Source organism: Bradyrhizobium sp. AZCC 1577 (genome assembly GCF_036924575.1).
In the GTDB taxonomy this organism is placed as follows: domain Bacteria; phylum Pseudomonadota; class Alphaproteobacteria; order Rhizobiales; family Xanthobacteraceae; genus Bradyrhizobium.
Window position 1 is genome coordinate 7,078,459 of the sequence record NZ_JAZHRQ010000001.1, and the last position, 13,390, is coordinate 7,091,848.

A 13,390-nucleotide genomic window follows, 5' to 3' on the forward strand; every position below is an offset into this window, starting at 1 on the left:
GTACCAAGCACGACCCGCGGTTCGCGCGGGCGCTCAAGGTGAGGAAACTCCCATGCCGATGGTCCAGGCCGACCGTCTCACGCGAATCGGCGCGGCTCTGCTTAGGGCTGCCGGTGCAACTGAAGAGGAAGCCAGTGCGGTCGCTGTCGGCTGCGTCAACGCCAATCTCGCCGGCCACGATTCGCACGGGGTGATCGCGATCCCGACCTACATCGACCGCATCAAGGCCGGCCATATCGTGCCCGGCGCCAAATGGACGATCGTCCAGGAATCGCCGACCACGACCGTGATCGACGGCCATTGGGGGTTCGGCTTTCATGTCAACGCCAAGGCGATGGCCCTGACGATCGAGAAGGCGAAGACCGCCAATGTCGCCGCCTGCACGGTGTTCCGGCAAAGCCACGTCGGGCGTCTCGCCGCCTACCCGCTGATGGCGATGCGGGCCGGCATGATCGGGATTGCCGCCGCGGATTCCGGCCGCTCGCCGAAGCATGTCGCGCCGTTCGGCGGCCGCGAGGCAAGGCTCGGCACCAACCCGATCTCGATTGCGGTGCCATCGGATCTTGAGGCGCCGTTCTATCTTGACATGGCCACCTCGGCGGTGGCGGCCGGCAAGATCGCACTGTCGGTCGCGCGCGGCGAACGGATTCCGCAAGGCTGGATCATCGACGCCGACGGACGGCACACCACCGACCCCACCCAGTATCGCAAGGGCGGCGCGCTGCTGCCGCTCGGCGGCAGCGAAGGCTACAAGGGAAGTGGGCTGGCGGCGATGGTGGAAGTGCTCTGTGGCCTGCTCACCGGCCTCGGTTTTGGCGTCGAGCCGACCGGCCGGCACAACGACGGATGTTTCATGGCGGTGTTTAACGTTGCGGCCTTCCGTCCCCTGAAGGATTTCGAGAAGGAGGTCGGCGAGTTCGCGCGTTATCTCAAATCGACGCCGCCGTCGGAAGGCTCGCCCGGCGTGTTCTATCCCGGCGAGATCGAACATATCCGCGAGCAGCAGCGCAGGCGCGACGGTATCGAGGTCGAGGACGCCACCTGGGAAAAATTGAAGGCACTCGCTACCGACTACAAGCTCATCGCTAAGCTCGACCTGAAATGAAATCCAAACCAGTCCGCACAAGGAGAACGGCATGACACGGCAAATGGCGCTGGTGGGATTTTTGCAGGCGCAGAACTGCACCAACCTGCCGAGTTCATGGCGGCACCCGGAATCGCGCGACGATTCGATGTCGGCCGACTACTACCAGGAGATCGCCCGGATCCTCGAAGCCGGCAAATTTCACATGGCATTCTTCGACGACCGCCTGGCGATGCCCGACCGCTACGGCAACGATCATGCCCACACCGTCGAATACGGCATCCGCTGCGTGAAGATGGACCCGCTGATCGTGCTGACCACGATGGGCATGGTCACGACGAAGCTCGGCCTGGGGTCGACCTGCTCGACCACCTATTACGAGCCGTTCGACGTCGCCCGCCGCTTCGCTACCCTCGACCTGATGTCGGGGGGACGCGCGGGCTGGAACGTCGTTACCTCGCTCAATGACGGCGAGGCCCACAACATGGGCAAGGACGCCCATCTCGAACATGATTTCCGCTACGATCGTGCCGACGAGTTCATGGAAGTCGTGCTCGGCCATTGGGACACTTGGGAAGACGGCTCCTTGATCATGGACAAGAAGAGCGGCCGCTTCGCCGATCCGGCCAAGGTGAAGCGGCTCGACCACAAGGGACAATTCTTCAAGTCGCGCGGGCCGTTCACCGTGCCCCGCTCGGAGCAGGGCCATCCCGTCATCATCCAGGCCGGCGCGTCCGGTCGCGGCCAGCGCTTTGCCGGGCGATGGGGCGAAGTGATCTTCACCGCCGCGCGCAACGTGGCCGCCGCCAAGGAAGGCTATGCGGCCGTCCGCAACGAAGCGGCGAAATCTGGCCGCGATCCCGACCAGATGTTTCTCTGCAACCTCACCACCCCCGTCTGCGGCGCGACCAAGGCCGAGGCTGAGGACAAGATGGCCGTCATCAACAAGCTGCCGCTGGAAATCGATGCACTGTCGCTGCTGGCGGAAGCGCTGAACTTCGACTTCGCCGCCAGGCCGCTCGATGCGCCGCTGACCACGGAAGAGCTCAAGAGCATGCAGGGCATCCTCGGCATTCGCGACGGCGTGCTGAAGGCATCAGGCAGGAGCAATCCCAGCGCGCGCGACTTCGTCACCTTCTCCGGCCGCGGCCAGGTGCAGGACGCGATCGTCGGCGGCCCGAAGGAGATCGCGGACAAGCTCGAAGAAATGTTCGTCGAGCGCGGCTGCGACGGTTTTGTCATCGCGGCCACTATCGTGCCGGGCTCCTACGCCGACTTCGTCAAGCATGTGGTGCCGGAATTGCAGCGCCGCGGCCTGTTTCACAAGAACTATGCCGGCAAGACCCTGCGCGACAATCTCGGCTTGAAGCGGCCTGCCGCCGGTGCCTGGAAAACCCGGCCGCAAGCCGCCGCCGAATAACAAGAGGGCATTTTATGCGTTGGCTCAAATTCACCGCCGCCGGCAAGACATCCTGGGGCATTGTCGAGGGCGAGCGCGTGATCGCCGTCGATGGCGATCCGTTCGGCGAATGGCAGCGCGGAACGCAGTCGCATGCGCTGAAGGACGTCAAGATCGAGCTGCCGCTGATCCCGCGCACCTTCTATTGCGTCGGGCTGAATTATCTCAAACACCTCAAGGAAGCCGCCGACAAGGCCGGCACGGCGCCGAACGTACCCGACCGGCCCGAGATCGGCTATCGCGCGCAGAACGCGCTGATCGCCCATAATGAGGATGTGGTGATCCCGGCGAGCGCGACCGAGAAGATTCATTACGAGGGCGAGTTGGTGGTCGTCATCGGCAAGAAGGCAAAACACCTCACCGAAGCCAACGCGATGGATTGCGTGTTCGGCTACACGATCGGCAACGACGTCAGCGAGCGCACCTGGCAGAAGGCCGACCGCAGCCTGTGGCGCTCCAAGAATGCCGACACCTTCAAGCCGATGGGCCCGTGGATCGAAACCGACCTCGACCTCGACAGGATGGAAACGGTGATCCGGGTCAACGGCATTGAAACCGGCCGCTTCCGCACCAACGACATGATCTTCGGCATCGTGCCGTTCCTCGTCGAACTCTCCAAATATTTCACGCTGTCGCCGGGCGACGTGATCTGGATGGGCACCGACGGCGCCTCGCCTGATTTGAAGGCCGGCGATGTCGTCGAGATCGATATCACCGGCATCGGAACGTTGCGGAACAGGTTTGTGAAGGAGAAGGTCTAACGTCCTCAGAAATGAAGACAGGCGGTCAGCGTACACTGAAACAACCGCTCAAATTGAAAGCGTCGCAGAGAAGGAGAAGCGCATGAAGCCCCGGATGAATTACTACCAGGCCGCGCCTGAGACCATCAAAGCGCTTGTCGCGCTGGAGGCCCAGATCGCCGCTTCAGGTCTCGAAAAGTCGCTGATCGAACTGGTGAAGACGCGCGCCTCGCAGATCAACGGCTGCGCGTACTGCATCAACATGCACACCCAGGACGCCCGCAAGCTCGGCGAGACCGAGCAACGGCTGTATCTGTTGAGTGCATGGCACGAGTCGCCGCTCTACACCGACCGTGAACGCGCGGCGTTGGCCTGGACCGACGCGCTGACGCTGATTGCTGAAACGCATGCCCCTGACGATCTCTACGAAGACGTGCGCGCCCACTTCTCGGAAGCGGAGACGGTCAATCTGACCATGCTGATCGGGGCTATCAATGCTTGGAACCGGCTGGCGATCGCTTTTCGCGCGGTGCACCCGGTCAAGACAAAGGCGGCAGTGGCGTAAAGCGAGGAGGTCAATATGAAATTGACGATGCATCATGTCGCGGCAGCGGCCGTGGTTGCGCTGGCAATCGTCGCCATACCCGCAGCCCATGCCGAAGGCGACAAGGTAACGCCGGTTCGTTCAGAGAAACTTCCCAACGTGCCCGGCAAGAGCCTGACGGCCGTCGTGGTCAACTACGAGCCGGGCGGCAAGTCGGCCAGCCATCATCACGCCGGCAGCGTATTCGCCTATGTGCTGTCGGGCAGCATCCGGTCAGAAAATTCGGCGACCGGCCCGGCCCGCGTCTACAAGGCGGGCGAAAGCTTCTTTGAGCCACCCGGCAGCGAGCACCTCGTTAGCGAGAATGCGAGCACAACGGAGCCTGCAAGCCTGCTCGCGGTTTTCGTTGCCGACGATGGCGCGCAACTGACGACGTTCGGCAAGAAGTGAGGGGTGTGAACCGCGCACCCGCGCGCTCCGCTGTCATGCCCCGCCACCGGGTCGCGCGAATGCGCGCCCGATGACAGGCTCCGGCGGGGCATCCAGTACGCCGCGGCCTTTCGGCTCAAACACTGGCGTCTCTGGAATACTGGGTCGTCCGGTCAAGCCGGACGACGACATCTTGGAGTGCTACACCGCCGTCGCCTTGGCGAACTCCACATAAATCTCGCGCAAGCGATTGGTCATCGGGCCGGGCTTGCCGTCGGCGACCTTCTTGCCGTCAATCGACACCACGGCCTGTACGAACACACTGGCGCTGGTAACGAAGGCTTCCTTGGCGGCCAACGCTTCCTCGACGGAAAATGCCCGCTCCTCGACGCGGAGCTGGCGTTCTTCGGCCAGCGCGACGACGGCCTTGCGGGTGCAGCCGGGCAGGATCTCGCTGCCGTTCTGCCGCGTCACGATTACGTCGTCCTGCGTGAGGATGAAACATGACGACGAGCCGCCCTCGGTCACCTTGCCATCCTCGATCATCCAGGCCTCGCCGGCGCCGGCCACCGCCGCAGCCTGCTTGGCCAACACCTGCGCCAACAGCGCGACGCTCTTGATATCGCGGCGGGCCCAGCGCAGGTCCGGCACCGTGATCACGTTGATGCCGGTCTTGGCTGAGGGCGCATTGATGATGTCCTTGGTGGAGGTGAACATGATCAACGTCGGCCTTACGTTCTTCGGAAACGCAAAATCGCGCCCGGTGTCGGCGCCGCGCGTTACTTCCAGATAAACCATGCCGTTGACGAGATCGTTGCGCGCGACCAGCTCCTTCTGGATCTCCTGGATGCGCGCCGTCGTCTCCGGCAGCGCCAGCTCGATCTCGCCGACCGAGCGCTCCAGCCGCGCCAGGTGCGAGGCGTTGTCGATCAATTTTCCGTCCAGCACGGCGGCGACTTCATAGATGCCGTCGGCAAACAGGAATCCGCGGTCGAGGATCGAGACCTTCGCCTCTGAAAGCGGGACGAACGAGCCGTTGACGTAAGCGATCTGTTCCAAAGTAAGAGTCTCCTGAAAGATAGCGATGCCGCCGCGGCGGACGTTATAGGTAACCGTCATTGAGAGGAGCGCAAGCGACGAAGCAATCCATTCCTCCACTTGCGGCACCATGGATTGCTTCGCTTCGCTCGCAATGACGCGGATGGGCCGCAGCATCCCTAATGCGACAGGATCTTCGACAAGAACTTCTGCGCGCGCTCGCTGCGCGGGCTGCCGAAGAAATCGGTCTTCAGCGCGTCCTCGACGATCTCGCCCTTGTCCATGAAGATCACGCGATGCGCGACCTTGCTGGCAAAGCCCATTTCGTGGGTGACGACCATCATCGTCATGCCCTCATGGGCGAGATCGACCATCACGTCGAGCACCTCGCTGATCATCTCGGGGTCGAGCGCGGAGGTCGGCTCGTCGAACAGCATCGCAATCGGGTCCATGGCAAGCGCCCGCGCGATCGCGACGCGCTGCTGCTGGCCGCCGGACAATTCGGCCGGGTATTTATTCGCATGCACCGTCAACCCGACACGCTCGAGCAGCTTGTGGCCCTTGGCCATGGCCTCGTCATGCGAGCGGCCCAGCACCTTCTCCTGCGCGAGACACAGATTTTCGATGATCCTCAAGTGCGGAAACAGCTCGAAATGTTGGAATACCATGCCGACGCGCGCGCGCAGTTTTGGCAGATCGGTCTTGGGATCGTTGACCTTGATGCCGTCGAGAATGATCTGGCCTTCCTGAAACGGTTCAAGCGCGTTGACGCATTTGATCAGCGTCGACTTTCCCGAGCCCGACGGGCCGCACACCACCACCACCTCGCCCTTGGCGACGCTGGTGGTGCAGTCCTTCAGCACCTGGAAACTCGGCCCGTACCATTTATTGACGTGGCTGATTTCGATCATAGGCTCTCACCGAACAATGGCAATGCGTGCCTGCAGGCGCCGGACGCCATAGGACGCGACACAGGAAATTACGAAATAGACCGCGGCCGCGAACAGATACATCTCGACCAGCCGGCCGTCGCGCTGCGCTACCTTGCTGGCGGCGCCGAGGAAATCCGGGATCGACAGCACGTAGACCAGCGAGGTGTCCTGGAACAGTACGATGGTTTGCGTGAGCAGCACCGGCAGCATGTTGCGGAACGCCTGCGGCAACACGATGTAGCGCATGGACTGGCTGTAGGTCAGGCCGAGCGCGCTTGCGGCCGCCGGCTGCCCTTTGGAGATCGACTGGATGCCGGCGCGCATGATTTCGGAGAAATACGCCGCCTCGAACATGATGAAGGTGACGAGCGATGAGGTGAACGCGCCGACGCGAATGGGCCGCGATGCGCCGGTCAGCCACTGTCCGATATAGGGCACCAGGAAATAGAACCAGAAGATCACCAGCACCAGCGGCAGCGAGCGCATGAAGTCGACATAGAGCCCGGCGACGCGGCCGAGCAGCTTGTAGCCGGACAATCGCATCAGCGCGATCAGCGTACCGAAGACCAGGCCGCCCAGCGCCGACAACCCGGTCAGCATCAGCGTAAAACTCATGCCGTCGAGGAACAGGTAGGGCAGCGAGCGGCGAATGACATCGAAATCGAGATTGTCGAACATCGCTATTTCCCCGTGATATAGCCGGGGATCGCCAGGCTGCGTTCAAGGAAGCGCATGCCGGTGACGACGACGATGTTGATCGCGAGATACATCACGGTCGCGGCGGTGAAGGCCTCGAACACCTGGAACGAGAATTCCTGCATCGCCCGCGCCTGGCCGGTCAGTTCGATCAGGCCGATGGTGATCGCGACGGACGTATTCTTGATGGTGTTGAGGAATTCGGAAGTGAGGGGCGGCAGGATGATGCGGAACGCGATCGGCAGCAGCACGTAGCGGTAGCCCTGCGCCGTGGTTAGACCCAGCGCGGTCGCGGCATTCTTCTGTCCACGCGGCAGCGAGGCGATGCCTGCGGCCAATTGCACGGCGACACGCGCCGACATGAACAACCCGACCCCGATCGCCGCCGTCCAGAATGGCGCATTCGGAATCTGCTTTAGCCACAGCCCCGCGCCGCGCGGCAGTAGTTCCGGCAGCACGAAGAACCAGAGGAATAGCTGCACCAGCAGCGGCATGTTGCGGAAGAATTCGACATAGCCAAAGCCGATCCAGGACGCGGTTCTCGACGGCAGCGAGCGCAGGATACCGATGATCGTGCCGAAAATCAGCGCGATGACCCAGGCCAGCAGCGCCGTCTTGATGGTCAGCAGCAGTCCCGCCACCAACATGTCGAGATAGGTCCCCGCCCCTGTCGGGTTCGGCTCGAAAAAGATGTGCCAGTTCCAGTTATAGTTCACGCTGCACCTTGTCCCCGAAAGTGCCGGTAAAGCTCTTTGGTTATGACTGCGTATGCAAATGTCCGGCCATTCTTTGCTTTCAAAAAATGGCCGGACTTGCCGGGTGGAAGCCCCTCATCCTGAGGAGCCGCGCATTTGCGCGGCGTCTAAGGATGAAGGCCCAACCGGGACCTCATGGGTTAGAGACGGCGGTGGCGCGCCGCCTCACCATGAGGGTCAACGTATCACTTACTTATACGAATCCGGATCCGGCGAGTCCGACGGTTTGGCGAATTCGTTCTTCAGCTCGGCGCTGATCGGCGTGTTGAGGTTCAGCCCCTTGGGCGGGATCTTCTGCGTGAACCACTTGTCGTAGATCTTCTGGCCCTCGCCGCCGGTATAGATCGCCGCCGTCGCCGCATCGACCACCTTCTTGAAGGCCGGATCGTCCTTGCGCAGCATGATGCCGTAGGGCTCGGGCTTGGAGAACGCATCCTTGGAGATGACGTAATCGCCCGGCGCTTTTGAGCCGGCAACTAGGCTCGCGAGCAGGATGTCGTCCATCACGAAGGCCACGGCGCGATCGGTCTCGACCATCAGGAATGCCTCGGCGTGATCCTTCGCCGGGATGATATTGATGTTGAGGCTGCGCGCCGCGTTGGCTTCGGTGAGCTGCTTGATATTGGTAGTGCCCGCGGTCGAGACCACCGGCTTGCCCTTCAGATCGTCGATCGAATTGATCTTGCTCGCCTTCTTGGAAACGTAGCGGCTGGCGGTCAGGAAGTGGGTGTTGGTGTAGGAAATCTGCTTCTGGCGCTCGGCATTGTTCGTGGTCGAGCCGCATTCGAGATCGATCGTGCCGTTGGCGAGCAGCGGGATGCGGGTCGACGACGTCACCGGGTTGAGCTTGACCTCGAGCTTGTCGAGCTTGAGCTCCTTCTTCACGGCATCGACGATCTTGTAGCAGATGTCCATGGCGTAGCCGATCGGCTTCTGGTTGTCGTCGAGATAGGAGAACGGGATCGACGAGTCGCGGTAGCCGAGCGTGATGGCGCCGGTGTCCTTGATGTTCTTCAGCGTCCCGGTGAGCTCCTGGGCCGTTGCCGGCCCGGCGCACAACGCACCCGCGACCAGACAGCCGATAATATGACGGTGTTTCACGTAACTTCTCCCTCCAAAGGTTTCAGATGATTGCTCATCCACCCTAACTCAGCAACTTGCCGGGCCGTTTGGCCGGCGGTCTCGAACCTGTCTTGGCAAGATCCTTGGCAAGACCGCCTCCGGCGTGCCCGGCACTATGCCTGCACAATTCGGACCAAAACAGATTTAGCGCCCGTTGGCCATCATGCATTCGGCCCCTGAATGCGACTAAAGACAAAGGCAACGCCCATTTGTTGCCGCCGATAGGGACCAGCCGCTTCCGGCCGGAAGCCGCCACAGTCCCCTCCGTTAACCAAGCCACGCCGCGTCCGCTGAGCGCCATCCCGCACAGCACGTCCGACATGTCGCTTTCAATGACCCGCACGCCGAAAATGGGGGCGGTCTCCAGGATGAGATCGACCAGCCGGGCGAAATAGACGCCGGGCGAATACATCAAAAGGGGGACCGGATGCGACGCCCGGCCGGGCAGCGACGCGCCGCTCTTCGCCATCAGCGCCTCGCTGGCATAGGGCCGCAGGAATTCGGTGCCGAGCGTGACGCGTTCGTAGCGGTCCGGATCGAGATGGATCGGCTGCTGGGCGTGGTGGTAGCAGATCATCAGGTCCACGTTGTCGGAGACGAGCGAGGTGACGAGATCGTGGATGTTGCCGACGACCACCGAGCAGCTCAACCGCCGCTCGTGTGACCAGGCCTGCCACCAATGCGGCAACCGGGCGGTGGCCATCGCGAACGGCAGCGCGATGCGGATATGTTCGTTGCGGCGAAGCGGCTTGCCGCCAAGCTCGACGCGGCTGTCGAGCATCTGCCGCAGCAACTCGCCGGCATGCTCGCGAAAGCGCTCGCCTTGCGGCGTGAGCTGCGTCGGGTACACGCTGCGGTCGATAAGGTCGAAACCGAGCCAGGCCTCGAGGGACTTGATCCGTCGGCTGAACGCAGCCTGGGACGTGTTTCGCTTCTCGGCGGCGCGGGTGAAATTGCGGGTCTCGGCCACCATCAGGAAATCCTGAAGCCAGCGGAGCTCCATTAAGCCCCCCGCCTTGCAGGCGATAGCCGCGCCGCCACGACGGCCGCCATGATAGCCTCTCTGAGGCGACGCATGGCTGCGGAGGCCAACCGGCGCTGGTTCTCGATAGCAAATGTGAAGTTCCATGCCGGCAAACGTAGCGGGTCGCCACGCGGGATGACCAATGCAAGCTTTGCATCACCTCCGCTCGCTTTCGCTTCTGCGGCAATCCCCGTCAATTCTCGCCTGCTCATGTCAGCCGTTCCGCATTCGCCCATGATCGCATCTTCCTTAGCCTGCCACGCCGCCGGCGGGTTATGCAAATTTTGCATCATGCAGACTTGGCATCAATGGCGGCGTTCGGCGGCCTTAGACCTGGTGAGCGACAACCCTTCGTCCGATCGATTCTCACGCCTCGGTCGAATGATCACCAGGATGAAACCTCGAAAATGAAAATCTGCGTACTGGGCGCCGGCGTCATCGGTCTGACGACCGCATGGTGCCTTACTGAGGCCGGGCACGATGTCATCATCGTCGACCGGCATGCCTCCACCGCGAAAGACGCCAGCGCAGCCAATGGCGGCCAGCTCTCGTACGCATTCGTGGCGCCGCTGGCGTCTCCGGCAACACTCAGGAAGCTGCCGTCGCTGCTGCTGTCGTCGACTTCGCCGATGCGCATCCGCGCTGGCCTCGATCCGGCCTTGATTTCCTGGGGAGCGCGCTTCCTGCTCGCTTGCCGGCCGGCAGCCGTGCGCGAGACCATTGCAGCGCAACTTGCGCTCGCCGCCTTGAGCCGTAGCGAGCTGGCGCGCCTGACGCAAAGCCTGATGCTCTCATTCGGATTGCGAACGGCCGGCAAGCTGGTGGTGTTCCGAAGCCGGAACGAATTCGATAGTGCGCGACGCGCGGTCACCGCGAAAGCCGACGACGACGGCCAACAGGTGTTGACGCCCGCGGAATGCCTGGCGCTGGAGCCTGCGCTCAGACTTGACGCGCACGAACTCGCGGGCGGCATCTTCACGGCCTCCGAGCAGGTCGGAGATTGCGCGGCCTTTTGCGCCGGACTGACGCTCCGCCTGAGACGGCAACGCAACGTCGAATGGGTACTCGGTAGCGAAATTGCCGGGCCGGTTCGCTCCGGCGGCCGGCTGGTTGCCGTCGACACCGGCAAGGGACACGTGCAGGCGGACCATTTCGTTTTGTGCATGGGCGCGGCATCCGGCGCTTTTGCGAAAGCGTGCGGATTCTATCTGCCGATCTATCCGCTCAAAGGTTACAGCATCACGCTTTCACCGGCGCCGGAGGCGCGCCTTCTTCGGCACAGCGTCACGGATATGGAACGCAAGCTGGTATTTGCGCCGCTCGCGCGCGACGGGCGCACGGCCATAAGGGTTGCTGGCATCGCCGATCTCGAAAGCGACACCACGATCGATGCAGGACGCGTCGAAGTCCTGCGCCGCGCCTCCGCCGAGCTGCTTGGGATCGACGCAGCCGGTGCCATCGAGCCCTGGTGCGGGCTTCGTCCCATGACGCCCGACAGCCGGCCGATCATCGGCTGGTCGCCGCTTGACGGCCTCTTCATCAATTCAGGACACGGTATGCTCGGCTGGACGCTGGCGTGCGGCAGCGCGCGGCTGACGGCGGACATGATCGGTTGCAAGCCATCGGTCACCGCGACCGGAGCGTTTGCCCTGCGCCGCGCTGCCTAACGAGCGGTGACGTTGCGAACGAGTGGGCCGACAATCCAGGCTGGTCGTCATTGCCCGAATTCGCATGGCGCGGCGGCAGCCAAATTCCGTAGTCCGGGATGCCGCGGCAGGCCATCTGTCGCTGGCGTCATTTCCAGCTTGTTGCGACGCGGACGGCGCGAGCCTCAGCCGCCAACACGCTTTTCTTCCTGGGCGATTTCAGGGATGATCGAGCCCGGGAAGAAACAAGCGGCTCTCGTGTCAAGAGAAGCTGCAAGGGAGTGTTGCATATGTTCAGACGTAGCCATTTGGCGACCGCCATTGCTGCCTTCATGCTGATATCCGCAGCCGCCGGCGCGCAAGAATATCCCACCAAGCCGATTACGCTGATCGTCCCGTGGCCGGCGGGCGGTTCGACCGACATCTCGATGCGCGCGATCGCCGAGAGCGCTTCGAAGGTTCTGGGACAGCCGATCGCAATCGACAACAAGGCCGGCGGCTCCGGCACCGTCGGGCCTGCCACTATGGCGGCAGGCGCCAAGCCTGACGGTTACACCATCGCACAGATTCCGATCACGGTGTTTCGGCTGCCGCTGATGCAGGAAGTCTCGTGGGATCCGGCCAAGGACTTCACCTACATCGTTCACCTCACCGGCTACACGTTCGGTGTCACCACCAGCGCCGAGTCGCCATTCAAGACCTGGCAGGATGTGATCGACTACGCCAAGCAGAATCCCGGCAAGGTGACCTATGCGACGCCGGGCGCCGGCACGTCGCTGCATATCGGCATGGAGCAGATCGCCTCGATGGCGGGGATCAAACTGACGCAGGTGCCGTTCAAGGGCGGCGCGGAGACCAATGCCGCGGTGCTGGGGCAGCACACCATGCTGCAGGCGGACTCGACCGGCTGGCGCCCCTTGGTCGACGCCGGCAAGCTGCGGCTTCTGATGGTGTGGACCTCTGCGCGCTCGCCGAACTATCCAAACGTGCCGACGCTGAAGGAGCTCGGATATCCCATGGTCTATGACTCGCCCTTCGGCATCGCCGGACCGAAGGGGATGGACCCGAAGGTCGTCGCCAAGCTGCACGACGCTTTCAAGAAGGCGCTCGAAGATCCCGCCGTAATCGCCACGCTCGCCAAATTCGACATGGTGCCGAACTACAGGAACACCGAGGATTACAAGAAGTTCGTCGTCGAAGTGACCGAATCCGAGCGCAAGGTGATCGACAGGCTCGGGCTGGCGAAGAAGACGAACTAGCCGCAACCGTGTCCCGCACGCGGTGCAGCGCGTTTGCGCTGCTCTGCAGGACCGGGACCCATGACGCCAGCCGTGGACCCCGGCTCTGCAGCGCAACGCCATAGCGCGTCCGGACGAGCGTAAACGCGCTGATGGCGCTGCACTGCGTCCGGGGAACGCCTGAGAGAGTTTCGTATGAGTAACGACAGTGACGTCAAATTCCGCCTCAACAATTCCGAACTGTGGGGCGGACTGATCGGGCTTGCGCTAGGCGGTTTTGTGATCTGGTCCGGGCTCAAGCTGAAGCTCGGCACCATCAACGATCCCGGCGCCGGCTTCGTGCTGTTCTATACCGGCATCCTGATGTGCCTGTTTGCTACCTCGATCATCATCGCCGCATTGACCGAGGGCGGGCCGACCTTCGGCTCGCGCTGGGTGAACACGCGCTGGACCAAGCCGCTGCTCGTCATCGTCTGCCTCGTCGCGTTTTCTTTCGCGCTCAACCCGCTCGGCTTCCTATTGTCCTCGATTCCGCTGATGCTCCTGTTGTTGCGCATGGTCGATCCGGTGCGCTGGTCGCTGGCCGTTCCGATTGCCGTGCTGGTTCCGCTGGGCATGTGGTGGATCCTCAAACGCCTGCTCCTGATCCAGTTGCCCTCGGGCATCTTCGAAATCGGCTGATC

14 protein-coding genes are annotated in these 13,390 nt (G+C 62.6%); 8 read left to right on the forward strand and 6 right to left on the reverse strand.

Annotation, left to right across the window (positions count from 1 at the left end; genetic code table 11):
- Window positions 1–52 precede the first annotated feature (52 nt).
- The 5 genes from V1278_RS33545 (at window position 53) to V1278_RS33565 (ending at window position 4,277) form a co-directional block, all read left to right on the forward strand.
- Window positions 53–1,105, forward strand: a complete 1,053-nt coding sequence (locus V1278_RS33545) for an Ldh family oxidoreductase (RefSeq protein WP_334366683.1) — start codon at window positions 53–55, stop codon at window positions 1,103–1,105.
- Between the two features lie 31 nt (window positions 1,106–1,136).
- Entirely contained in the window at window positions 1,137–2,504 is a 1,368-nt protein-coding gene (locus V1278_RS33550; protein ID WP_334383670.1) for an LLM class flavin-dependent oxidoreductase, read from the forward strand.
- Window positions 2,505–2,518: 14 nt separating this feature from the next.
- The gene (locus V1278_RS33555) at window positions 2,519–3,304 is read left to right on the forward strand and encodes a fumarylacetoacetate hydrolase family protein (protein WP_334383671.1); all 786 of its coding nucleotides are present in this window, start codon (window positions 2,519–2,521) and stop codon (window positions 3,302–3,304) included.
- A gap of 82 nt (window positions 3,305–3,386) precedes the next feature.
- Window positions 3,387–3,848 (forward strand): carboxymuconolactone decarboxylase family protein, encoded by a 462-nt coding sequence (locus tag V1278_RS33560; RefSeq protein WP_334366680.1) that lies wholly within the window; start codon window positions 3,387–3,389, stop codon window positions 3,846–3,848.
- Between the two features lie 15 nt (window positions 3,849–3,863).
- On the forward strand, window positions 3,864–4,277 hold the full coding sequence (locus tag V1278_RS33565; protein WP_334383672.1) for a cupin domain-containing protein: 414 nt from the start codon (window positions 3,864–3,866) through the stop codon (window positions 4,275–4,277).
- A 180-nt stretch (window positions 4,278–4,457) separates the two neighbouring features.
- Here the strand turns inward: V1278_RS33565 and V1278_RS33570 are convergent, their stop codons facing one another.
- The 6 genes from V1278_RS33570 to V1278_RS33595 all read right to left on the reverse strand — a co-directional run bounded on the left by V1278_RS33570 (window position 4,458) and on the right by V1278_RS33595 (window position 9,802).
- Window positions 4,458–5,315, reverse strand: a complete 858-nt coding sequence (locus V1278_RS33570) for a D-amino-acid transaminase (protein WP_334366678.1) — start codon at window positions 5,313–5,315, stop codon at window positions 4,458–4,460.
- Window positions 5,316–5,473: 158 nt separating this feature from the next.
- Window positions 5,474–6,205 (reverse strand): amino acid ABC transporter ATP-binding protein, encoded by a 732-nt coding sequence (locus V1278_RS33575; RefSeq protein WP_334366677.1) that lies wholly within the window; start codon window positions 6,203–6,205, stop codon window positions 5,474–5,476.
- 6 nt (window positions 6,206–6,211) lie between these two features.
- Complete coding sequence (locus V1278_RS33580) at window positions 6,212–6,904, reverse strand: amino acid ABC transporter permease (RefSeq protein WP_334366676.1); 693 nt, start codon at window positions 6,902–6,904, stop codon at window positions 6,212–6,214.
- 2 nt (window positions 6,905–6,906) lie between these two features.
- Window positions 6,907–7,638 carry an amino acid ABC transporter permease gene (locus V1278_RS33585; RefSeq protein WP_057841470.1) on the reverse strand — a complete coding sequence of 244 codons (732 nt, stop codon included), beginning with the start codon at window positions 7,636–7,638 and terminating at the stop codon, window positions 6,907–6,909.
- A 228-nt stretch (window positions 7,639–7,866) separates the two neighbouring features.
- A complete protein-coding gene (locus V1278_RS33590) occupies window positions 7,867–8,778 on the reverse strand; it encodes an amino acid ABC transporter substrate-binding protein (RefSeq protein ID WP_442893709.1) in 912 nt (303 codons plus the stop codon).
- A gap of 43 nt (window positions 8,779–8,821) precedes the next feature.
- Window positions 8,822–9,802, reverse strand: coding sequence for a LysR family transcriptional regulator (locus V1278_RS33595; protein ID WP_334383673.1), 981 nt, complete (start codon window positions 9,800–9,802; stop codon window positions 8,822–8,824).
- A 428-nt stretch (window positions 9,803–10,230) separates the two neighbouring features.
- Here V1278_RS33595 and V1278_RS33600 point away from each other — a divergent pair, with 428 nt between their 5' ends.
- The 3 genes from V1278_RS33600 (at window position 10,231) to V1278_RS33610 (ending at window position 13,388) form a co-directional block, all read left to right on the forward strand.
- Window positions 10,231–11,490, forward strand: coding sequence for an FAD-dependent oxidoreductase (locus tag V1278_RS33600; protein WP_334383674.1), 1,260 nt, complete (start codon window positions 10,231–10,233; stop codon window positions 11,488–11,490).
- 269 nt (window positions 11,491–11,759) lie between these two features.
- A complete protein-coding gene (locus V1278_RS33605; RefSeq protein ID WP_334366671.1) occupies window positions 11,760–12,728 on the forward strand; it encodes a Bug family tripartite tricarboxylate transporter substrate binding protein in 969 nt (322 codons plus the stop codon).
- Between the two features lie 174 nt (window positions 12,729–12,902).
- Entirely contained in the window at window positions 12,903–13,388 is a 486-nt protein-coding gene (locus V1278_RS33610; RefSeq protein ID WP_334383675.1) for a tripartite tricarboxylate transporter TctB family protein, read from the forward strand.
- Window positions 13,389–13,390: the final 2 nt, after the last annotated feature.

Excerpts from the sequence above, each read along its gene's own strand:
- V1278_RS33545 (WP_334366683.1), top strand. The coding sequence starts at position 53 with ATGCCGATGGTCCAGGCCGACCGTCTCACGCGAATCGGCGCGGCTCTG.
- V1278_RS33550 (WP_334383670.1), top strand. The coding sequence starts at position 1,137 with ATGACACGGCAAATGGCGCTGGTGGGATTTTTGCAGGCGCAGAACTGC.
- V1278_RS33555 (WP_334383671.1), top strand. The coding sequence starts at position 2,519 with ATGCGTTGGCTCAAATTCACCGCCGCCGGCAAGACATCCTGGGGCATT.
- V1278_RS33560 (WP_334366680.1), top strand. The coding sequence starts at position 3,387 with ATGAAGCCCCGGATGAATTACTACCAGGCCGCGCCTGAGACCATCAAA.
- V1278_RS33565 (WP_334383672.1), top strand. The coding sequence starts at position 3,864 with ATGAAATTGACGATGCATCATGTCGCGGCAGCGGCCGTGGTTGCGCTG.
- V1278_RS33575 (WP_334366677.1), bottom strand. The coding sequence starts at position 6,205 with ATGATCGAAATCAGCCACGTCAATAAATGGTACGGGCCGAGTTTCCAG.
- V1278_RS33580 (WP_334366676.1), bottom strand. The coding sequence starts at position 6,904 with ATGTTCGACAATCTCGATTTCGATGTCATTCGCCGCTCGCTGCCCTAC.
- V1278_RS33595 (WP_334383673.1), bottom strand. The coding sequence starts at position 9,802 with ATGGAGCTCCGCTGGCTTCAGGATTTCCTGATGGTGGCCGAGACCCGC.
- V1278_RS33600 (WP_334383674.1), top strand. The coding sequence starts at position 10,231 with ATGAAAATCTGCGTACTGGGCGCCGGCGTCATCGGTCTGACGACCGCA.
- V1278_RS33605 (WP_334366671.1), top strand. The coding sequence starts at position 11,760 with ATGTTCAGACGTAGCCATTTGGCGACCGCCATTGCTGCCTTCATGCTG.
- V1278_RS33610 (WP_334383675.1), top strand. The coding sequence starts at position 12,903 with ATGAGTAACGACAGTGACGTCAAATTCCGCCTCAACAATTCCGAACTG.